We start from the raw sequence: 21771 nt of genomic DNA, 5'->3' as shown, positions 1-21771 counted from the left end.
GCGCCGAGCAGGGCCAACTCAGCGAGTCCCCGGACCTTCATCCAGTGGATTGCCCCGCTCCCTCCCTCCAGCATTGGGAGAGGGAGCGGGGTCAGTTGTGCGGGCGAGCGCCGCAGGGTTCACCACGTTCGTCGGCTGGCCGGCAAGCCAGTTGGCGAGGTTGCGCACCGGCGCGATCAGCAGGCGGGCGCTGGCCTCGGTCGTGACCCAGCCGGCGTGCGGCGTGAGCACGACGTTCTCCAGCGCTCGCAGCGGGCTGTCCGGCGCCAGCGGCTCCGACGCGAAGACGTCGAGGCCCGCGCCGCGCAGCCGGCCCGACTGCAGCGCGGCGATCAACGCCGGCTCGTCCACGATCGGGGCGCGGGCGGTGTTGACCAGGATCGCGCCCGGCTTCATCAGTGCGAACTGCCGCTCGCCGATCAGCCCGCGCGTGCGCTCGGAGAGGGCGACACAGACTTGCAGCACGTCGGCCTGACGCAGGACGCCGCCGAGCTCAAGCTGTGTGAGGCTGAGGGCAGCCGCGCGGGCTTCGTCACGTGTCGGGCTCCAGGCCACGACCTTCATCCCCAGCCCTGCGCCCATGCGCGCCACGTGCCGTCCGATACTGCCCAGGCCAAGCACGCCGAGTGTCTTGCCCTCCAGCTCTATGCCATGGTAGTGCTTCCAGAGTCCGGCGCGCACGTCGCGGTCGTAGGCCGGGATCGTGCGCGCCACGGCGAGCATCAGCGCGATCGCCAGCTCGGCCACCGAGCGCGCGTTTTCTCCGGGGCAGTTGCTGACGATTACGCCGTGCCGCGTGGCCGCGTCGAGGTCGAAGTTGTCGGTGCCGACGCCGAAGATGGCGACGTGCTTGAGCCGCGGCAGCGCTGCAAACAGCTCCTCGTCGAAGCGCGTGTAGGCGCGCACGTTGATCGCTGCGTCCGCGCCGGCCAGCCGTTGCACGAGCTCCTCGCGCGTGTCGGCGCGGTCGCCGTAGAGCGTGACCTCGCCGAGCTTGCGCAGCTCCTCCAGCTCCGGCCGGCCGGCGTAGGCCGGAGGGAAGTCGTCGGGAATGACGATGCGCACGCTCATCGCCGCCCGCTCGCCGGCGCGCCCGCCAGCAGCGCGGCCGGTGTCGGGGGCCTGAATCCGTCGAGCGAGGCGCCGGCCAGCCCCTGCTCGACCCAGTCCATGATCGCCACGAACTCGGCCGTGACCTCGTCGCGAGAGCCTTCCGTCGTGTAGCCGCCGGTGTTGTCCCAGCTGCCGTCCGGGTTCTGCTGCGCCAGCAGCGCCCCGGCGGCGCGGAGGGCGAGATCGCGGTGCGTCCTGTCTCCCGTCGCGCCGGCCAGCAGCGCCGCGCCCCAGGCGACCTTGCCCACCTGCGCCGTCTCGTACATCGCGTCCGTCGCGTTGAGGGCGGGCAGCAGGAAGGCGGCCGCGTCGTCGAGGGCGCGGCCGTCGCCGCGAGCCTGTGCGTAGCCGGTCATGAAGGCGGCGCCGATGCCGTACATGAAGTACGCCTGCAGCGGCCGGTTTGCGATCACGGCGAACTCGCGCGCCTTCTCCTCCGGAAACTCGGTGATCACGCCTTGCGCGGGGGTATAGACGTGGCAAAGCATCTCCGCCGGCCGCGGCTGCGCCGCCAGCACGGTGCGCAGGAAGCGGGCGACACCGTCCGCCATCTCCAGCCGCCCGCCGATCAGCGCCGCGACGCCTGCCATTGCGCTGGACATCACCTCCTGCCGCACCTCCGGGCCGTTGCGGTCGATGCGTGTGCGCAGGCCGCCCGACTCCGGGTCTTGCATCGTCGCGAGGAAGTCCAGCCCACGGCCGCCGAGGCCGATGGCGCCGGCGCGAATCAGCCCGGCCGCGATCCAGGCGTTGCCGTACGGATACAGATCGGCAAGACCGCCGCGTTCCCAGTCGCCGACGAAGTCGCCCTCCGGCGTGGCTGCGTTCCTGCGCAGCCAGCCGGCCATCCGCCCGGCGGCCCGCGTGCGACCGGCCGCTGCCAGGGCGTAGGTCGCCTTGTAGAAGCCGCCCAGGCCGCCGGATTCGTCGCCCAAGAGGCCGTCCTCGCGCTGGCGGGATTCGAGATAATCTGCGCCGCGATCCCTGGCAACGGCGAACGGGCTGCGTGTGGGGCGCGGCGCGACCGGGTGTTCCGGCATAGGCCGGCCGTTCGGTGCGACGGCCTGCAGGTCTTTGGACGCAATGGCGTGCGCCGGAGCAGCGGCGACGTCGGTGCCCGCCATGCCGTCGCGCAGCCAGGCGCCGATGCGCTCGCCGATCATGATCGAGGTGAAGTTGGTGTTGGCGCGCGGCACCGTCGGCATGATCGAGGCGTCGGCCACCAGCAGCCCCCGCACGCCGTATACGCGGCCGTGCTGATCGACTACGGCCATGGGGTCGCTCGCCGGCCCCATCTTCGCCGTGCCGCAGGGATGAAAGCCGGAGTCGGCCACCCGCCGCACCCAGGCCGCCAACGACGCATCGCTTTCCAGGTGCTGCGCGCGCGGCCGGCGGATGCCGGTATGCAGCGCGCGCAGCGGCTCCGTCTCGCCCAGGCGCAGCGCCAGGCGCATGCCGTCAACCATGCGCCGCAGGTCTTCCTCGTCTTCCAGAAAGTGCGACTCGATGCGCGGCTGCAGACGCGGGTTCAGCGACTCGACCACGAGCCGGCCGTGGCCGCGCACCTGCTCCACGACGACGCCGATCGAATACACCGGCCCGTCTGCGGTCTGGTAGAAGGAAACCGGCATCACCTGCATGTCGTTGCGCTGATCGCTGCCTGCCGCCGTATAGCGGTACGTCACCTGCACCGAGGGCACGTCCGTGCGGCAGACCCCCGGCCGTGGTTCGTAGATCACGCCGGCCACCGGGTGGTCGCAGAGGTGTTCGCAGACGCCCGCCAGCTCCACGGCGACAGGCAGCCCGAGCCGGCCAAGTGCCTCGCGCCCGCCGATGCCGGAGCGGATCAGGATCGCCGGGCTTTGCAGTGCGCCGGCGCAGAGCACGATCAGGTCCGCGAAGATCGATTCCGGCGCCCCATCGGTCTCGATCTCGACGCCCACCGCCCGCGAGCCATCCAGCAGCACGCGGCGCACGTGCGTGTCGCCGCGCACGGTCAGGTTCGGCCGGCCGCGCGCCGGCGCCAGGTAGGCGATCGCGGTCGAGATGCGCAGGCTGCCCTCGCGGTTCATCGGGTGCGGGCCACAGCCAGTGGCGTTGGGGTCGTTGTTGTCGGCGGCGCTGGACAGGCCGAGGTGCCGGCAGGCGTCCACGAAGGCGCGCTGCCAGTTGACCAGCTCATTGCGCGTATAGGAGTAACGCCGCACCGGGATCGGGCCGGACTGGCCGTGAAAGTCGTCGGCGAAGTCGACGTCGTGCTCCATGGCGCGGAAGAACGGCAGGACGCTCTCCCAGGACCACTCGCCGTTGCCGAGCGCCGCCCACGCGTCGTAGTCCTCCGGCACGCCGCGCAGGGCGATCGTCGTGTTCACCGCCGAGGAGCCGCCGGTGACGCGGCCGCGCGGCATCAGGTGCGGGCGGCCCGTCTGGGAATGATGGGCGCGGAAGCGCCAGTCGTGCGGCCGGGTCGAGTTCCAGAGGCCGTTGAGCAGGTCCGGCGGTGTGCTGGCGAGATCGGCGTAGTCCGGCCCGGCCTCCAGCAGCAGCACGGAGCGCCGCGGATCTTCGCTGAGCCGGGCGGCGATCACCGAGCCGGCCGAGCCGGCGCCGACCACGATCGCGTCGTAGGGCATGGCGGGCCTCCGTGTCGCATGGAGTCGTCGGGGGCTCAGCGCCCTTCGAAGTGCGGCGTGCGCTTCTCCGCCCAGGCCTGCACGCCCTCGCGCGCGTCCTCGGAGTCGAGCGCCACGATCTGGTTGGTCCACTCGAACTCAAGCTGCTGTTCCAGCGTACTTTGCAGGCTGCGCTGCAGGGCGCGCCGCGTGAAGGTCATCGCCATGGGCGGGCCGGCGGCCAGCTCGCGCGCCAGCGCCAGCGCCTCGTCCATCAGCCTCGATGGCTCGACCACGCGATTGACGAGGCCGATCTGCAGCGCCTCCTCCGCCGTGACGAAGCGGCCGGTGAAGAACAGCTCGTAGGCCCGCGCGCTGCCGACCAGCCTCGGAATGAAGTAGGACGAGCCGAAGTCCGGCCCCAGGCCGCGCTTGATGAAGACCGTGGTGAAGCGGGCTTCGCTGGAGGCGATGCGGATGTCGAGCGAGGTGGCGATGCCGATGCCGGCGCCGGCGGCCACGCCGTTGATCGCGCCGATCGTCGGCTTGTCAATGTCGCGCAGCGCGAGCATGAACGGGCCAGCGCGGCCCATGCGGTCCAAGCGTGCGTGGCGGGCGGTGTCCCCGCTCTTCGGCGTGCCGCGCGAGAGATCGGCGCCCGCGCAGAAGCCGCGACCGGCGCCGGTAAGCACCACGGCGCGCACGTCGTCATCGAGGCGGGCGCGGGCGAAGGCGTCCATCAACTCGGACGCAAGCTCGCCGCCGAGCGCGTTCATGCGTTCGGGCCGGTTAAGCGTCAGGACGAGCACGCCGTCGTCGTGCTTTTCGTAGAGAATGTCGCTGTAGGCTTTCGCGGCGCTGGTCATCTGCGGCTCCTTCGCGGGTTGCCGCGATCATGCCAGCCGCGGCGCGGGGCCGCAACGGCAGGAAACGCGCCTGAAACCTCCCTGTACGATCCGTCTGCTACACTTGCCTGTCCAGCGAGCCATCGACCAGTCGGGAGGAGCCATGTACCACATCGTGCTGCTCGGCAACGACGACGGCGAGGGGCGCTTTCTCGCCGGCGTGCTGGAGCAACACGACTTTCGCGCCGCCGCGCTGGCGGTTTCCGAATCCGCGTTCGAGCGCATCCAGCAGGCGCCGCCCGATCTCCTGCTCGTCGATCTGGAGGCGGCGGGCACGGAGTTGCTGCGCCGGCTGCAAGATGACCAGGCGATCGCGGAGCACGCCGCCGTGCTGGTGATGCTGGCCGACGAATCGCTGGCGGGTCTCGACGGCGGACCACCGCCGGACGACGTGCTGCTTAAGCCGACACGGCCCGGTGAGCTGGTGGCGCGCGTGCGGCTGGCGCTGCGCCGGAGGACGAATGTGGACGCGCAGAACGTGCTGCGCTGCGGTGACCTGATGATCGACCTCGCCAACTACAAGGTCACGGTGGCCGGCCAGCCCGTGGAGCTGACCTACAAAGAGTACGAGCTGCTGCGCTTCCTGATGAGCAATCCGGCCAAGGTCTTCACCCGCGAGCAGTTGCTCAACCGCGTCTGGGGTTACGACTACTTCGGCGGCGCCCGCACCGTGGATGTGCACATCCGCCGCCTGCGCAGCAAGATCGAGCTGCGCCAGGGCGACATCTTCATCGACACGGTGCGCAACGTGGGCTACCGTTTCAAAGACGGCTGACCCTCATATCCAGCGGCCGGGGAGAGAGACGATGGCTCACGAGATCCTGAAGCCGGGCGCCGTGCACCCCACCACCGGCTATTCACACGCCACGCGCGCCGGCAAGACGCTCTACATCAGCGGGCAGGTCGCGCAGGACAGCGATGGCAAGCTGGTCGGGCCGGGCGACATCGCCGCGCAGGCGGCGCAGGTCTTCGCCAACTTGCAGAACGTCGTGGAAGCCGCCGGCGGCAAGATGCAGAACATCGTCAAGCTGAATACCTACACGACAAGCCTCGCCTACCGGCCGGCGATTGCGGAGGCGCGGAGCAAGTACTGGCAGTCCGACTGGCCGGCCAGCACGTTCGTCGTGATCTCCAGCCTCGCCACGCCAGATTTCCTCGTGGAGATCGAGGCGATCGCGGAGCTGGACTGAGGTCGGCGTTTGGTCCGATCAGCGAGCCTCACCCGCGCTCCGGCACAGCACCACCAGCGAGCGCGCTTCGACGTCGATCGCCGGGCCGCCTTCGCAAACCCGGCACGCTGCCGGCGCCAGGTCCGGGCGCGCGGTGTCGAATGCGATCTCCCAAACCGTGCCGGGCGAGGCTGCCGGCAGCGTGAATGGCAGTGCCTCGTGGTGCGCGTTGAGCAGCAGCAGCAGGCTATCGCCGCGCACGGTGTTGCCTTCTTCGTCGATCTCGTCCAGCGCCTCACCGTTGAGCTTCACGATCAGGCTGCGGCTGAAGCTCGTCACCCACTCCTGCTCGGTCATCTCTTCGCCGTCGGGCCGGAACCAGGCCAGGTCTTCGACGCCGGTGCCGTGAATCGGCCGGCCCTGGAAGAAATGACGGCGGCGCAGCACCGGTTGCTCGGCGCGGAACGAAAGCAGGCGCCGCGCCCACTCCAGCAGTTGCTGCTGCTCTTCCCTCAGATCCCAGTGCAGCCAGGAGATCGCATTGTCCTGGCAGTAGGCGTTGTTGTTCCCCTGCTGCGTACGGCCGATCTCGTCGCCGGCGCTGATCATCGGCACCCCCTGCGAGAGCAGCAGCGTGGCAAGAAAATTGCGCTGCTGGCGGGCGCGCAGGGCGCGGATCGCCGCATCGTCCGTCGGACCCTCGGCGCCGCAGTTCCACGAGTCGTTGTGGTCGGCGCCGTCGCGGTTCGCTTCGCCGTTCGCCTCGTTGTGCTTTGCGTCGTAGCTGACGAGATCGCTCAGCGTGAAGCCGTCGTGGCAGGTGATGAAGTTGATGCTGGCCGAGGGTCGCCGGCCGCCGCGCTCGTAGAGGTCGCTGCTGCCGGAGAGGCGGTAGCCGAGCTCGGAGATCAGGCCGGCGTCGCCTTTCCAGTAGCGGCGCACGGTGTCGCGATACTTGCCGTTCCACTCGGTCCAGAGCACGGGGAAGTTGCCGACCTGGTAGCCGCCCTCGCCCACGTCCCAGGGCTCCGCGATCAGCTTCACGCTGGAGATCACTGGGTCCTGGTGAATCACGTCGAAGAAGGCCGAAAGCCGGTCCACATCGTGCAGCTCGCGCGCCAGCGACGCGGCCAGGTCGAAGCGAAAGCCGTCGACGTGCATCTCCTGCACCCAGTAGCGCAGCGAGTCCATGATCAGCTTCAGCACCTGCGGATGCGGCACGTTCAGCGTGTTGCCGGTGCCCGTGTAGTCCAAGTAGTAGCGGGGCTGCTCCGGCACAAGGCGGTAGTAGGCGGCGTTGTCGAGCCCGCGGAAGCTCAACGTCGGCCCTTGCTCGTTACCCTCGGCGGTGTGGTTGTAGACCACGTCGAGGATGACTTCGATCCCCTGCGCGTGCAGCGCCTTCACCATCTGCTTGAACTCGCGCACCTGGCCGGCGGGGTCTTGCGCGCAGGCGTAGCGGCCTTCGGGCGTAAAGAAGTTGATCGTGTTGTAGCCCCAGTAGTTCACAAGCCCGCGATCGAGCAGGAAGCCGTCGTCGATGAAGGCGTGCACCGGCAGCAGCTCCACCGCGGTGACGCCGAGCTGTTGCAAATGGCGCAGCGCGGCAGGACTGTGCAGGCCGGCATACGTGCCGCGCAGTTCCGGCGGCACATCCGGGTGCAGCTTTGTGAAGCCCTTCACGTGCACCTCGTAGATCACCGATTTGCGCCACGGTGTCCGTGGCGGCCGATCGTCGCCCCAGACGAAATCGTCGGCCATGACCACGCACTTGGGCACGGCGTGGGCGTCGTTGCGGCGGCAGAAGCCGAGGTCGCGCCGCGCGTGCCCGGGCGGGAAGCCGAAAATCGGCATCTCCCAGTTGACGCCGCCCGCGAGGCCGCGCGCGTACGGATCGATCAGCAGCTTGTTCGGGTTAAAGCGATGGCCCTCTTCCGGCGCGTAGGGGCCGTGCACGCGGTAGCCGTAGAGCTGACCGGGCCGCACGCCTTCGACGTAGACGTGGTGCACGTGCGCGGTGACTTCCAGCATGCGGATCCGAGCCGTCTCCGCGCGGGCCGCCGGCCGGTTAAACAGACACAGCTCGACGAACTCCGCGTTCTCAGAGAAGACGGCGAAGTTGGCGCCGCCCGCGTCGCTGGTGGCGCCGAGCGGGTAGGGGCGGCCGGGTCGTACATTGAGATTGGGTCCAGCAGCCAACAGGACAACTCCGGCGCGAGCGGCCTCGTCACCGCTCCCGCCGATCCACTGTAGCGAATGCCGTCGGGGGCTCACGCCTCCCGCGTGCAATGCGAGCGCTGAGGCTTCCCGTCAAACGCCCCTTTACTCCGCGCCGGCCATCGCCCACACTGGCCGGGCGAAGGCCAAGATCAGCGAGGTTTGTGAGGTCTGCAGCGATGACACAGCAGGTGGTTTCCCACACCGCCGAGTTCCGCGGAGGGCCGTTTTACGATGCGCTCCCCGATAACACGGCGATCGAGCCGCAGCGGCTCTTCGCCGACGACAGCGCCGAGAGCGCCGGCGTGCTCTACTATCCCGCCGGCCGGCTGCCGCGCACCGTGTGCTGCCTGATGCACCCCCGCGGCGACTTCGCCCGCCACTACGCCGTGCCCTACCTGGTGGCGGCCGGCTACGCGGCCTGGGGGCACAACAGCCGCTACCTCAACAACGACACCGAAGCGATTCATGAGCGGCTGGTGCTGGACATCGCCGCTGGGTTACGTCACCTGCGCGCCCGCGGCTTTCAGAACATCGTGCTGCTCGGCAACAGCGGCGGTGCCTCGCTCTATGCCTTCTACCAGGCGCAGGCGGTGCTGCCGCCGGCGGAACGCGAGCAGGACACGCCCGGCGGCAGCCACGTGGACCTGACCGGCGACCTGCCTGCAGGCGACGGCTTCGTGGCGCTGGCCGCGCACTCGGGCGAGGGGCTGTTCATGCTGCAAAGCATCGACCCCTCGGTCACGGACGAGGCCGACCCGCTCTCCTGCGACCCCGCGCTCGACATGTTCAACCCGGAGAACGGCTACGACCCGGGAACGGGCACGGCGACGTACGCCCGCGGTTGGCTGGCAAGCTACCGAGAGGCGCAGCGGGCGCGCCACCTGCGGCTCGATGCGATCGCCCGCGCCCACCTGGCCGAGGAACGGGAGGGAGCGGGCGCGGCGGCCGGCAGCGGCATGGCGCCGTACGCGCTGATTCGCGCCCGCCGCCGCGCGATTCCGCACCGGCTGATGCTGATCTACCGCACCGTGGCGAATCCGGCCTATCTCGACCTGAGCATCGACCCGAATCGCCGGCCGATCGGCACGATCTTCGGCGGCCCGACGGCGCGGCCGGAGTTCGGCAACTACTTCTCCAGCAACATCTCGCGCGTGCTCTCGCCCCGCGCCTGGCTTTCGACCTGGAGCGGCACGTCGTCGCGGGCGAACTTCGTCGAGAACGCGCGCAGCATCACCGTGCCGACACTGTTCACAGCGGCCGATGGCGACAGCGATATCCTGCCCGCCAACGCCGATTCGATGTGGAACGCGATCGCGGCGCCGGACAAGGTGCGCCACGACCTCAGCGGCGCCGACCACTACCTGCGCCCGCTGCCGGACGCACCGGGCACAAACCCGCGCGCGGAGTTCGCGGGCATCCTCGCGGCATGGCTGAAGCAGCGCTTCCCCGCCTGAGAATACCTTCCGTCGCTCGGCGGACGCCTGAGATGTGCAAGCGATCCGGCCCAGCGGAATCGCGATCTTCGCGCGGGTCTGTGGAAAGCTGGGCATATCGGTGCTACTGTAAGAAGCAGTTCGTAGCCGGCACCCCGAAAGGAGACGAGCATGATCCGGGCACAGGGCGTTCACCACCTCGCGCTGGTTTGCAGCGATATGGACCGCACGGTGCGGTTCTACACCGACGTGATGGGCATGAAGCTCACCGCGAAGCTGAATATCCGCGGCGGCGCGAAGCACTACTTCTTCGACATGGGCGGCGGCAACCAGCTCGCCTTCTTCTGGTTCCCCGAGGCGCCCGAGGCGCAGCCCGGCGTCGGCAACGCCGGCTACACGCAGTTCCACAGCGCGCACGCCTCAATGCACCACGTGGCCTTCACCGTCGAGAACGAAGACGAGCTCTGGGCCGCCTGGGATCGGCTGGAAGAGGCCGGCGTCGAGTCGATGTGGGCGCTTGATCACGAGTTCTGCAAGTCGATTTACTTCCGCGACCCGGACGGCATCCTGCTGGAGTTCGCCTGCTGGGTGCGCGCGTTGGACGAGCGCGACCTCGACGACTCGGTGCAGACCCGCGCCACGCCGATCACCCGCCCCACGAAGGTGCCGGTGGGCGTGTAACCCGGCGCCGTTCGGCCCGCATTTCATGTCACTTGTCCGTCGTCACTTGCCCCTCTCCCAGGATTGGGAGAGGGGCGATCCTGTTTGAAGCGCTTCGGGCGACGTCGAGGTGGTCGAGCGCCGCTGCTCGCGCATCGCGGCGCGAAGGGGGCGCCACCTGCTCCTGCCCTTGCCTGCTAACCGGCCGCGGCCCCGGAACATCCAGCCAGCGATCGCCCCTCGCCTCCTCCCACTCCAGGAGGGAAGGCGAGGGGTCATCGAACTGAAGTTGCGGTGCAGCCGCTACGGAAAATGCCGTGACGCGGCGCGGCCCTCGGGCAGCAGCTTGAACAGTCCGGCAAGCTCAGAGATGCATGGGATTCCGGGCCGGCGAAGCGCTTCGCCCACGCGGTCGATCTGCACCGGCGCCATACCCACCGCAAGCGGGCCGTCGACATCGGCGTGCGGGTTGTCGCCCACGAACAGGACTTCGTCGGCCTCCAGCCCGAGCGCGTCGAGCGCGAGGCGGTAGATCGCCGGATGCGGCTTGCGGTAGCCGGCGCGGGCCGAAACCACGGCGCACTCCAGCAGCGGCGCCAGGCCGGTACGCTGCAGGATCGTCTCCAGTCCCCACGACCAGTTCGAGACGAGGCCGAGGCGGTAGCCGGCACCGCGCAGCTCGGCCAGCACGGGCAGGGCGTCGTCGAAGAGGTAGATCGGCGACGGGTCGTCCCACAGTTCGCAAAGCCGCTCGAACAGTCCCGGATGGTCCGGATCGACGCCGCATTCGCGCAGCCCGACGGCATAATGGCGGCGCTGAAACTCGTTGTACCGCTCACGGCTCACGCTGAACTCGCGGTGGTCGATCGGCTCCGGCCCGTCGAGCCGCGCCTGCACTGCCGCGCGGCTGCGGCGGAGTTGCTCGGCGTCGACCCGGTAGCCGAACTGGGCGAACAGTTCCAACTCACGCACGTTGCCGAGGTTTTGGCCGGAGGCCAGCGTGCCGTAGAAGTCGAAGAGGATAGCGCTCGGCGGCATCCTGCGTACAATCCGTCCCGCGCGATCTTCAGCAACCGGATCGCGACTGACGCTAGAATAGTATCGTCCGCCGTCGCGGCGAAGCCGGGTCGCGGGCGAACGGAGGGCCGCGTGAACTCGGCGGCACGGCAGTATCGACTTCGCTGGGTGCGCTGGCTGCGCGTGGCGGCACGCGCGGTCTTCCTGTTCGTCGGCTCGGTGCAGTGCCTGTTCGGCGTCATCCTCGGCGTGGGCCTGGTCGCCAGCGTCTTCCTCAACGGCGAAGGGCCGGGCGGCGGCCCGGTGCTGGTGGCTCTGGACATCGTCCTGCTGGTGCCGGGCCTCTTTGCGCTGCTCAGCGCCCTCGAGCCGTGGGATCCGCCGGACGACCGCTGGCACGGCCTGCGCTGGACCACGCTCGGGCTGTGGGGCACGCTGATCAGCGTCGCCTCCTGGGCTGCGGCGGGCGCGTACATGTTGCTCGGCTGATGCGGCGCATGCCCGCCGCGCCGGGCGCCGGCTTCGTGCGGTAGCCCCCTTCCCGCTACACTGGGTGCCCGAGCGGGCAGCCGCTCGTTCAGTCCCACGCCTCGGAGTCGGGCCACGATGACCGCAGACACCGCGGGGGCGCAACGGCCACCGCTGCGCCGTTGGGCGCTGCCTTCAACGCTTGGCGTCGTCGCCGTCTTCACGTCGCTGTTTGTGGTCGCGCCAGTCCGCGGCTACACGCCTTCCGACGCCCGCGTATTCGCGACCGGCAACGAGTATCTTGCCCTGGGCGATTCTCTGGCCACCGGCGTTGGCTCGTCGCGCTGCCCGGTCGGCTGCGCCGGCCGCTCCGGCTATGTCGCCGACTTCGCCCGCCGGCTCGAAGGTTTCGCGGGCCATGCCGTGAGCGTGCGCGATCTCGGCGTCAGCGGCGAGACGACCAACTCCTTCATCGGCGACTATTTCAGCAACCCGGACAGCCGCTCGCAACTGGCCCGCGCCGTGGCGGAGATCCGCAACCACGGCGCCGGCATCGGCCCGGTCACCCTGGACATCGGCGGAAACGACGCGCTGAACGTGCATGGCTCCGGCCATTCGACCGCGGCGAAGCTGGCGGCGCTGGCGACGCTTCGAACCAACCTCGAAACGATCGTCTCCAAGCTGGAGAGCGAATTGCGGGCGGCGGACTCGACCGCCGACCTGGTGTTGCTCGCCTACTACGAGCCTTTCGGCGATGCCGACTCTGACCTGTGGGCCATGGGCCGGCTCAACCAGACGATTCTGGACATCGCCGCCGAGCATGGCCTGCGTGTGGCCGAGCCGTACGCGGCATTCGCGGGCGTCGAGCAGCAAACCACGTGGATGTCATGCAAGTGCATCATCAATATCCACCCCAACGATCGCGGCTACGCACTGCTCGGCGACGCCCTGGCCGCCGTCACGATCGCGCCAGAGACCGCGGCCGGCAGTCTGGTCGGTGTGGTGCGCAACGAGGCTGGCAGTCCGGCCACGGGCGTGCGCGTCTGGTACGGCGGCGGCAGCGTGGTGACGGACGTGGACGGCGCCTACCGCGTCGACGATGTGCCGGCAGGCATGGCGCTGCATTTCGCAGCGGGCGATGAAGGCGATCGCGTGGCTGCTGCCAGCGTTACGCTACGGCCCGGCCAGAGCGCGATCCAAAACTTCGTCCTGAGCAGCGGCCTTGATGCAGCCGCGGAGCCGTCTGGGAGCACGCGCGGCGCCGCCGGCTTCGCGCGGATCGGCGCGGCCATCGTCCGGGCCGCTGCCCACGCCGCAGCCCAAGGCGCCCGAGATCACGCGGCAGCGGGAATGGACCAGGCGCGGGCCGGCGCGGCGGCCATCGCCGGCAGGGCAGCGGCCGGCATCGAACGGCTCAGGCAGTTACCCATCCCGTGATATCGCTGCGGCTGGTTCAGCGGTCGATCTGCACCGTCTGACCGTCGGGACCGACGATCACGATTTGGCCGGACCCGTCGGATTGGGTGAACGCCGGATCGACTTGCCGCCCGGTCAGGCGCGCTGACCCGCAGCGCGGCAGCGGCATCACCGCAACCACCAGGGTCACCGCGGCCACGATCGCGATCGTGACGCCGAGGCCGATCGTCGGCCCGGTGGCACCGGCATCGGCCGGCACCGTCGCGCCGCCGCCGCCGCGGTTGGGTGGTTCAGCAGCCGTCGGTTGATGCGACGGCGCCGGCGGCGTCGACGACGTCGGGGCGAGGGGCGCAGGTGGTGGCGCGGGCTTCGCCGCTACTGCAGCGTTGACCAGCTCACGCAGGGCATCGCCCTGTACGGCGCTCAGACCGCCGAGCAGGCCGTCGCGCAGGCTGAGCAGCCCCGATTCCGCCGCGTCCTGGGCAGCAGAGCAGCGGCCTTCCGCCAGCAGCACTGCTGCCTCGGCCTGGGCGCGCAGCGCCGGATGCGCGCCGTCGGCCGGCGCCCGTTCGAGCCAGTCCCGTGCCGCACCCGCGTCGCCGACATGGCGCGCGGCGAAATAGGCGGCGGTCAAGGCCAGCTCGGCCTGCAGCGACGGCGCGAGCCGGTGGCCCACGTCCAGCAGCCGATTGAGATGCGCAGCGGCCAGCGCGGGCTGGCCGGCGTCGCTAAAGCGGTAATAGAGCAGCAGGTTCGCTTCGGCCGAAGCTGGGCAGCCATCGGCCGTGCTCTCCAGCCGGCTGACACTGAGGCTGTCCCAGTCGCGCGGTCGCAGGCCGGCGTCCATCAGCGTGTTGATCGCCTCGACCGCCTCCGTTCGCGGTCCGGCCGTGTCGCTTGTGCAGTCGGTCATCACCAGCTACTCCGGCGGCCACCTCTTCGGACCCCCGTCATTAATCGACCGAAGCGGTGAGGTCCAGCAGGGGTGAGAGTCGCGGCGTGTTCAGCCGGCGAGGCGAAGGCAAGGGAGCGCGCCACTCCGCGCGATGACTGCCGACTGTGGCATGATGAGGACGATGGCGCAGGAGACCAGCCCAGACGGAGTCGTGTGCGGCCCCGAGCCGGCGGACAGCTCGCTGTTCCGCGAGATCGAGGCGTGCGCGGGCAAATGGGCGATCGCGGCCGGCGAGCGCCTGAGCGCGCGCGCCCGCGAGGCGCTGCATGTGGAGTACAAGGGCGGCAGCCGCAGCAACCCCGTCTCCGAAGCGGATCGCGAGGCCGAGGAGTTCCTCTTCCGCCAGGTGACGCACCATTTCCCCGACCACAGCATGATCGGTGAGGAGGGACGCGACCCCGGACCGGACGGCGCGCCGATCGTCTGGGTGATCGACCCGCTGGACGGCACCTCGAACTACCTGAACGGGCAGGCGATGTGGTCCGTCTCGATCGGCGTGCTCTGGTATGGCGTGCCCGTGGCCGGAGCCATTTTTGCGCCGCTGGGCGTGGCCGGCGAGCCGGCGCTCTTCTCGGCGCGCAAGGGCGGCGGCGCCCGGCTCAATGGCCGCCCGATCGCCGTCGACGCCGCGGCCGAGCTACGCTCGTCGCGACTCGCCTGCCTGCCGGAGGTCTACCAAGGCGAGATCGAGCGGCGGCGCGAGGCGCGCGGCCGGCCCGAGGTCCGCACCCTGGGCAGCATCGCGTTGGAGCTGGCGCTCACCGCCTGCGGGGCGCTGCAGTTCTCCGCGTTCTGGATTCCGCGCATCTGGGACGTGGCGGCTGGGGTCTCGCTCATCCTCGAAGCGGGCGGCTGCGTGATGCAGCGCCAGGAGCGCGAGCGCCCCTGGCAGCCGCTGCGCGCCTTCGAAGCGCCGCTCGGGCGGCCGCTGCGGAAGTGGCAGGGCGCGATCATCGCCGCAAACGAGCCGCTGGCCGTCGATCTGACCGAGCGCGTGAAGGCCGGCCGCGAACCGTTCGCCCCACGCCCGGCCTCAGCCTGATCCACAGTGGAGCACCCGCTACGATGGCCCACGACGTGACCCTGATCCCCGGCGACGGCATCGGCCCCGAGGTGATGAGCTGCGCCTGCGAGGTGCTGGAGGCCAGCGGCGTGCGCTTCAACTGGCGCGAAGAGCGTGCCGGCGCTGAGGTGATGGCAGTGGAAGGCACGCCGCTGCCCGAACGCGTGATCGACGCCATCCGCGTGACAAGAGTCGCCTTCAAAGGGCCGGTGACAACGCCCGTGGGCACGGGCTTCCGCAGTGTGAACGTGGCCCTGCGCAAGGCGTTGGACCTCTATGCCGCCGTGCGGCCGGCCCGCAGCTACCCCGGCACGGGCGCGCGCTTCGGCCACGTCGATATCGTCGTCGTGCGCGAGAACACCGAAGATGTCTACGCCGGCATCGAGTTCGGCTACCAGGACACGCGCACCGACGAGTTGATCCGCTGGATCAACACGCACGGCTACGCGGACGTGCGCGAGGACGTGGGCGTCTCGATCAAGCTGATCTCACGTTTCGGCACCGAGCGCGTGGTGCGCTACGCCTTCGAGTACGCGCGCGGCAACGGCCGGCGCAAAGTCACGGCGGTGCACAAAGCGAACATCATGAAGAGCTCGGACGGGCTCTTTCTCGCCGTCGCGCGCGAGGTGGCGGCCCGGTACCCCGATATCCTCTTCGACGACATGATCGTGGACAATCTTTGCGCCCAGCTCGTGCAGCACCCTGAGATGTTCGACGTGCTGGTGCTGCCCAACCTTTACGGGGACATCGTCTCCGATCTCTGCGCCGGGCTCTCGGGCGGCCTGGGCATCGCGCCCGGCGCCAACATCGGGGCGGAGGCCGCGATGTTCGAGCCCGTGCACGGCAGCGCCCCGAACATCGCCGGCAAGGACCTTGCCAACCCCACGGCCGCGATCCTCTCCGGTGTACTGATGCTGCGCCACCTGGGCGAAGACGCCGCCGCTAACCGCGTGGACGAGTCGGTGCGCAGCGTGCTGCGCGACGGCGAGGTGCGCACCGCGGACCTGCCGCACGGCATGGAGACGCGCGTCGTCGGCACGCGCGAGTTCACTCGCGCCGTGCTGCATGAGCTGCACGAGGGAGCGGGCAAGAGGGGAGAGAGAGGCGGCTTGTAGGCCCTGCACCACCTTGGGCAATCGGGCGAGCACGAGGCGATGCAACAATTCGCTGCGTTGGTGCAGGATTTCCCGGCAAACCGCGCTCAGCCGGCGGGCGGAACCGCCGTCTGCTGCTGTGCGCCAACCGCCTGCTGACGAACAGCGGCCCGCGCTCCGCCAAACCCCTGTTGCGAGCTTGCACGCGCGCGGAACTGCCGGCGGGTGCTTGCTTGCCACGCGGGAAGCCGATCTCTGATACTTTCGCCAGAGCCGGAGCGCGGCCGGTGCGAAGGGGTCTGCTCAGATGACGGCGCCGCCCGGTATCACCTGCCCTGCGTGCGGGCGCACCAACGCGGCGGGGTCGTTCTTCTGCTCCGCCTGTGCCACGCCGCTCGCCTGCCCTGGCTGCCAGGCGATGCTCGCGCCCGACGCGCAGTTCTGCAACCAGTGTGGCCGCCAGGTTGGCCGCCGGCTCGACGCCTCGCGCCTCGACGGCTCGATCGGCCGCCCGGTCGAGCGCCGTGTCGAGACGACGCCGCACCTGCGCATCTTCGTGCAGACCGGTTCCTTCGCCGATCAACAGTCGGCCTCTGTCGGCCAGCGGCTGGAGACGCTAATCAGTGCACTGGGCGAGCTGCTGGGCCTGCAGCCGCCCCCCGGCCCGATCTCGATCTATCTCGGCGAAGTGCTCAACGATCCGGCGCAACCCGGCAAGGCGCTGACCGCCGGCAGCTACGCCGTGCCGGAGCGACGCGAGGTGTGGAGCATCTTCCGCTCCGACGCACCGGGCGTGGATATCGAGCGCACGACGGCACGGCTGCTGCTGCAATTGCAGACGGGACGCGATCCGGGCCAGGCGCCGCTCTTACTCGACGGCGCGGTCAGCGTGGTCGGGCAGCGGCTCGGCTTCGTGCCGCCGCCCGAGGCTCTGGCGCAGATGCTCTCGGGCATGCTCGCCTCCGGCGCCCCGGTCGCGGTCCGGCCGCTGCTGAACGGCCCCTCCCCGGAAACGGCGCAGATCTACGCGCCGGTCTCTGTCGCCTTCGTGGGCTACCTGATCGGCGAGCGCGGCGCGCCGGCGTTCCTGAAGCTGCTTGCAGCCTACGATCCGCACAATCCCGACGCCGCCGCCCGCGCGGCCTACGGCGCCGGTTTCGATGGGCTGGAGAAGCGCTGGCTGCAGGCGCTGAAGAAGGCAGGGCCGAAGACCAGCGGCATCGGCCGCTTCTTGAAGCAGTCGTGGACGCTGACGAAGCCGTACCGGCTGAAGCAGGCGGAGATCCTGGTCTACGTGTTGTTCAGCATCGCTTTCAGCCAGGCGATGCCCTTCGCCCAGCGCTATCTCGTCGACAACGCCTTCCCGCATCCTCTGCCGGACGGCACCGTCACGAAGGGCGACTCCGGCACGCTGTTCACGCTGCTTGCCGCCGGCCTGGTCGTCTTTCTGGTCCTGGCCGCGGCCGCCCTGCGCCAGCAGTACCTCAACGCGCAGGTGAGCGAGGGCGTGATGCGCAGCCTGCGCACCCGCATGTTCACCCGCCTGCAAGAGCTCTCCGCCGACTACTACAGCCGCACATCGACCGGCGACATCCTCTCGCGTATGTCCAACGACCTCTTTGCCGTGGACTTCGCGCTCACCGGCGCCCTCCTGCAGGGCTTCGTGCTGGTCACCACCTTCGTCGTCAGCCTGGGCTCGCTGCTCTATCTGAACTGGAAGCTGACGGCGATGGCCGTGGTGGTCCTGCCCCTCTTCTTCCTGACGACGAAGCTGCTCGGTCCGCCGGCGTCGAAGGCCGCGCGCGAGCGGCAGGAGCAGTTCGGCGCCGTCACCGGCGTGTTGCAGGAGAACATCGCCGCGCAGCCGGTGGTGCGCTCGTACAGCCTGCAAGGCACGTTCATCCGCGAGTACCTGGCCTCGATCCAGCAGCTCTACCGCAGCGCCATCCGCGTCGTCTTCCTCGGCTCGCTCTTCGGCCTCTCGGCCACGCTGCTGACCACGCTGATCCAGGTGCTGGTGCTGGGCATCGGCGGCTACTTCGTGATCCAGGGCCAGCTCACGCTCGGCTCGCTCTTCGCCTTCCTCGGCCTGCTCGGCGGCCTGATCGCGCCCGCGCAGAGCATGAGCGGCGTCGCCCAGGCCTTGCAGCAGGCGACCGGCGCCATGGACCGCGTCAACGAGGTCGTAAACGCCGTGCCGAAGATCGCCGACCAGCCCGGTGCGCAGCCCGCCGCGCCGTTGCGCGAGGGCATCGGCTTCAACCAGGTGACCTTCAGCTACACCGGCGCCGAGCCGCAGCTCGTGGACATGAGCTTCGTCATTCCCGCCGGGGCGTCGGTCGCCTTCGTCGGGCCGTCGGGCAGCGGCAAAAGCACGGTCACCAACCTGATTAGCCGCTTTTACGACGCCGACCGCGGCGCCGTGCTGATGGACGGCCGTGACGTGCGCGAGCTTCAGGTCGATTCCCTGCGCCGCCAGATCGGCACCGTCTTCCAGGACAACTTCTTGTTTAACCGGAGTGTGCGCGAGAACATCCGCTTCGGCCGCGAGGACGCGACGGACGAGGAGGTCGAGGCCGCGGCGCGCGCCGCCGAGGTGCACGACTTTATCGTGCAGATGCCGCAAGGCTATGACACGCCCGTGGGCGAGCGCGGCGCCAACCTCTCCGGCGGCCAGCGCCAGCGCATCGCCATCGCCCGCGCCATCCTGCGCAACCCCAGCATCCTCGTGCTCGACGAGGCGACCTCGGCGCTCGACCCACGCACGGAGAACGCGATCAACCACACGCTCGCCTCGCTGGCGAAAGGGCGCACCACGATCAGCGTCACCCACCGCCTCGCCTCGGCGGCGACGGCGGACCGAATCTTCGTGCTGGACCGCGGCCGGTTGGTGGAGCAGGGCTCGCACAACGAGCTCCTGGCACAGGGCGGCCTCTACGCACGGCTATACGAAGAACAGAGCGGCGCCGTGCCGGGCGGCGTGCTCAAGCTGGCGCTGGAGATCGAGTACCTGCGCCGCGTGCCGATCTTCGCCACGCTCAACGGCGACCAGCTCTCCAGCCTCGCCTCGCGCCTGACCACCGAGCGTTGCGAAGAGGGCGCCGACGTGATCGCGACCGGCGCGCCGGGCGACAAGCTCTACCTGATCGTGGGCGGCGAGGCGACGGTGATCGGCCGCGACGGCGCCGGCCACGACCGGGAGCTGACCGTGCTGCGCGCCGGCGACTATTTTGGCGAGATCGCATTGCTCTACGACACGCCGCGCACGGCAACCGTCCGCGCCCGTTCGGCGCTCACGCTCTACTCGCTCGACCGCGAGGGCTTTCTCGCGCTGCTGGAGGCGGTGCCGGGGCTGCGCCAGACGATCGAGCAGGCCGTGGCCGAGCGGCATGTCGCGCGCGGGCCGGAGCGGCAGGGGGCCGGCGCCGAGCTTTCGCAGCTGGCCGCCTCACCCGCCGTGGCCGTGGCGCCGCCGGAGGAAGTGGTGTCGGCGCCGCGTCCGGGAACTGAGCAGCAGGCGGCAAGCCTGTTCGCGGCGCCGTGGACCCGCCAGCGGCCGCGCCTGGTGATGCAGGACGAGGCGGGCAACCGCCGTGTGATCACGCTGAACGAGCAGTTTACGGGCATCGGCCGCAACCCGAACAACGATATTGTGCTGCCCGACCGCCGCGTCTCCGGCTTCCACGCCCGCATCGAGCGCGACCCGGCCGGCCGCTACGTGCTCACCGACAGCGGCAGCACCAACGGCACCCGCCTGAACGGCCAGCCGGTCACCACCGCCGAGCTGCGGGACGGCGACGTGATCCAGCTCGGCGGCAGCGCCCTGCGCTACGAACAGGGGGGCTAACCCACCCCTCGGCATGCTGATGCGGGTCGATGCTGGGTCCGTACTCCTGCTGCCTTGCCCCCTCTACTATGATTGGTGGGCAATGCCCACAGGAAGCAGGCGATGACGATCGGGACCATTGACGCGAAGGATCGGTTGCGCATTCCCCGCGAAATGCGGAAGGCGCTGGGCCTCAAGCCCGGTGACGCCGTCTGCTATGCTCTTGTCGATGGGGAGATTCGCGTGCGACCGGCAGACGATCCGTACGCTGCCTACGGCCCTGTCGCTCGCCAGGTTTGGGCTGCCTACCAGCAGCATCCCGAGCGCTTCCTGACGCACGAGCAGGTCATGGCAGAGCTGGGAATCACGCAGGCCGAGATCGACGCACTCGGCTTCGAGTCCACCACGGCTCCACGCGGAGCTAAACCCAAGCGCACCGGTCCACGACCCGACGTCTAACGGACCTTGGGCGAGATGACGGGAATCGGCGTCTCTCCCGAAAGCGGCGCTGCAAATGCTGTAGGCGCGACTGGTGGGTTAAACAGCGGTCCAGTGAGAGTCGGCTGCACAGTTGGCGGCAGCGGTGTCGGCTGCCTTGGCAGCTGGTCAGCGGGCACAACAGATGGCGCGGGCGGGGTTATGATTGTGGTGGGCAGCCGGCCGCTTGGGTGGGTTGCCTGCGGCGTGCCCGCGGCTCTGATGTCAGGGTGGCCCTGATCGATCACCGACCACAAGGCCAAAACGCCGGCGGTGGCAAAGAGCAAGGCGCCGATGAGACGAAGCCTCATGAGTGCACCCCTCATCAATTACAATAGTAGTTGGTGCCGCCATTGATATCAATGTAGCCTAGGTCGCGTGTTAAGCTAGGAAGGCGGCGGCTATCGTGCCGTCTACGTCTACCGAGCTGAAGAGGACACCTGCGTGGTCTTCGCGATCGGTGAACATGCTACGGTGTACATCGAGGCAGCGAAGCGTTTTCCGCCCGCTGCACCATCAACTTTCGAGCATGACTCGAACAGCAACGGTCACCATTGATACATTCGCAAGCCACGGAGTTTGGCGTCATGCTCGGCTCCGACCGGGATGGACCTACCGACTGCGTATTCTGCGAGATTGTTGCCGGCAGCGCGGCAGCCAGCATCACCTACGAGGACGCGCAGATCCTCGGCTTCTTGACGACCGAGCCAGCGACGCCAGGTCACTTGATGGTCATCCCGAAGCGGCATGTCGCCTTCGTCGGCGAGATGGACGAAGAGACGGGCGGTCGGCTGTTTCAAGCCAGCATGCGCATGGCTGCGGCGCTCCGGGCGTCGGGGCTGCGCTGCGAGGGCGTGAACTGGTTCCTCGCCGACGGGGAAGCGGCGTTCCAGGAGATCTTTCACGTCCACCTGCACGTCTTCCCGCGCTTTGCAGGCGACGGCTTCGGCCTCACCGCCGACTGGTCCGTACACCCGCCGCGCGAAGAGCTCGGCAGGATCGCGGCGGCAATCCGCGCTGCCTTTGCTGGTCGCTACCCTTCAACCGGGGACGGCCCGTAGTCCCCGGCTGCGGCTGACGCTTGAACGGGAGAGACCGCTGCGCTGTGAGGCGGCCGGCCCACGCCGGTCGCTCGATTCGGTACACTACGCGCGCGGCTGTTTCACAGCATGGCGTCTTGGTGGAGCGGCAGATGACCGCGTTGCCGACCGGCACGATCACGTTTCTGTTCACCGATGTTGAAGGCTCGTCGCGGCCGTGGGAGGAACATCCCGCGGCCATGCGCCAGGCCATGGCACGCCACGATGCGCTGCTCGCCACGATCGTTGAGCAGCACGACGGGG

The 21771-nt window shown here is 69.4% G+C and carries 17 protein-coding genes; 11 read left to right on the top strand and 6 right to left on the bottom strand.

The window, feature by feature from the left end:
- Window positions 1-18 precede the first annotated feature (18 nt).
- Genes VKV26_00220 through VKV26_00210 form a run of 3 tightly spaced genes read right to left on the bottom strand, consistent with a single transcriptional unit; the run spans window position 19 to window position 4591 of the window.
- The gene (locus VKV26_00220; protein ID HLZ68309.1) at window positions 19-1071 is read right to left on the bottom strand and encodes a hydroxyacid dehydrogenase; all 1053 of its coding nucleotides are present in this window, start codon (window positions 1069-1071) and stop codon (window positions 19-21) included.
- Window positions 1068-3746 (bottom strand): GMC family oxidoreductase N-terminal domain-containing protein, encoded by a 2679-nt coding sequence (locus tag VKV26_00215; protein ID HLZ68308.1) that lies wholly within the window; start codon window positions 3744-3746, stop codon window positions 1068-1070. Before VKV26_00215 ends, VKV26_00220 begins: the two co-directional genes overlap by 4 nt.
- A 35-nt stretch (window positions 3747-3781) precedes the next feature.
- Entirely contained in the window at window positions 3782-4591 is an 810-nt protein-coding gene (locus VKV26_00210; protein HLZ68307.1) for an enoyl-CoA hydratase-related protein, read from the bottom strand.
- A gap of 142 nt (window positions 4592-4733) precedes the next feature.
- Between VKV26_00210 and VKV26_00205 the strand changes: the two genes are divergently transcribed.
- Together VKV26_00205 and VKV26_00200 are read left to right on the top strand one after the other, a co-directional pair.
- The gene (locus tag VKV26_00205; GenBank protein HLZ68306.1) at window positions 4734-5405 is read left to right on the top strand and encodes a response regulator transcription factor; all 672 of its coding nucleotides are present in this window, start codon (window positions 4734-4736) and stop codon (window positions 5403-5405) included.
- Window positions 5406-5436: 31 nt separating this feature from the next.
- Window positions 5437-5820, top strand: coding sequence for a RidA family protein (locus tag VKV26_00200; protein ID HLZ68305.1), 384 nt, complete (start codon window positions 5437-5439; stop codon window positions 5818-5820).
- Window positions 5821-5838: 18 nt separating this feature from the next.
- On the opposite strand, the gene glgX is transcribed toward VKV26_00200, so the two are convergent.
- Window positions 5839-7998, bottom strand: coding sequence for a glycogen debranching protein GlgX (gene glgX / locus VKV26_00195; GenBank protein ID HLZ68304.1), 2160 nt, complete (start codon window positions 7996-7998; stop codon window positions 5839-5841).
- Window positions 7999-8195: 197 nt separating this feature from the next.
- On the opposite strand from glgX, the gene VKV26_00190 reads away from it, so the two are divergent.
- Both VKV26_00190 and VKV26_00185 read left to right on the top strand, forming a co-directional pair.
- A complete protein-coding gene (locus VKV26_00190) occupies window positions 8196-9473 on the top strand; it encodes an alpha/beta hydrolase (GenBank protein HLZ68303.1) in 1278 nt (425 codons plus the stop codon).
- A gap of 150 nt (window positions 9474-9623) precedes the next feature.
- A complete protein-coding gene (locus VKV26_00185; protein ID HLZ68302.1) occupies window positions 9624-10133 on the top strand; it encodes a VOC family protein in 510 nt (169 codons plus the stop codon).
- Window positions 10134-10415: 282 nt separating this feature from the next.
- Here the strand turns inward: VKV26_00185 and VKV26_00180 are convergent, their stop codons facing one another.
- A complete protein-coding gene (locus tag VKV26_00180; GenBank protein ID HLZ68301.1) occupies window positions 10416-11150 on the bottom strand; it encodes an HAD family hydrolase in 735 nt (244 codons plus the stop codon).
- A gap of 111 nt (window positions 11151-11261) precedes the next feature.
- On the opposite strand from VKV26_00180, the gene VKV26_00175 reads away from it, so the two are divergent.
- Window positions 11262-11618 (top strand): hypothetical protein, encoded by a 357-nt coding sequence (locus tag VKV26_00175; GenBank protein HLZ68300.1) that lies wholly within the window; start codon window positions 11262-11264, stop codon window positions 11616-11618.
- A gap of 117 nt (window positions 11619-11735) precedes the next feature.
- Window positions 11736-13034, top strand: coding sequence for a GDSL-type esterase/lipase family protein (locus tag VKV26_00170; protein ID HLZ68299.1), 1299 nt, complete (start codon window positions 11736-11738; stop codon window positions 13032-13034).
- A 16-nt stretch (window positions 13035-13050) separates the two neighbouring features.
- On the opposite strand, the gene VKV26_00165 is transcribed toward VKV26_00170, so the two are convergent.
- A complete protein-coding gene (locus VKV26_00165; GenBank protein ID HLZ68298.1) occupies window positions 13051-13860 on the bottom strand; it encodes a hypothetical protein in 810 nt (269 codons plus the stop codon).
- A gap of 229 nt (window positions 13861-14089) precedes the next feature.
- Between VKV26_00165 and VKV26_00160 the strand changes: the two genes are divergently transcribed.
- From VKV26_00160 to VKV26_00140, 5 genes are all read left to right on the top strand, one after another.
- Complete coding sequence (locus VKV26_00160) at window positions 14090-15010, top strand: inositol monophosphatase (GenBank protein HLZ68297.1); 921 nt, start codon at window positions 14090-14092, stop codon at window positions 15008-15010.
- A 23-nt stretch (window positions 15011-15033) separates the two neighbouring features.
- Complete coding sequence (locus VKV26_00155; protein HLZ68296.1) at window positions 15034-16146, top strand: isocitrate/isopropylmalate dehydrogenase family protein; 1113 nt, start codon at window positions 15034-15036, stop codon at window positions 16144-16146.
- Window positions 16147-16432: 286 nt separating this feature from the next.
- Window positions 16433-19972, top strand: a complete 3540-nt coding sequence (locus VKV26_00150; protein ID HLZ68295.1) for an ABC transporter transmembrane domain-containing protein — start codon at window positions 16433-16435, stop codon at window positions 19970-19972.
- Between the two features lie 102 nt (window positions 19973-20074).
- Window positions 20075-20410, top strand: a complete 336-nt coding sequence (locus tag VKV26_00145) for an AbrB/MazE/SpoVT family DNA-binding domain-containing protein (protein ID HLZ68294.1) — start codon at window positions 20075-20077, stop codon at window positions 20408-20410.
- Window positions 20411-21015: 605 nt separating this feature from the next.
- On the top strand, window positions 21016-21489 hold the full coding sequence (locus VKV26_00140; GenBank protein HLZ68293.1) for an HIT family protein: 474 nt from the start codon (window positions 21016-21018) through the stop codon (window positions 21487-21489).
- Window positions 21490-21771 lie beyond the last annotated feature (282 nt).

The organism is Dehalococcoidia bacterium, from assembly GCA_035310145.1.
GTDB lineage: Bacteria > Chloroflexota > Dehalococcoidia > CAUJGQ01 > CAUJGQ01 > CALFMN01.
Note: the sequence above shows the minus strand (reverse complement) of the source record. Positions and strands in the feature narration are given on the sequence as shown.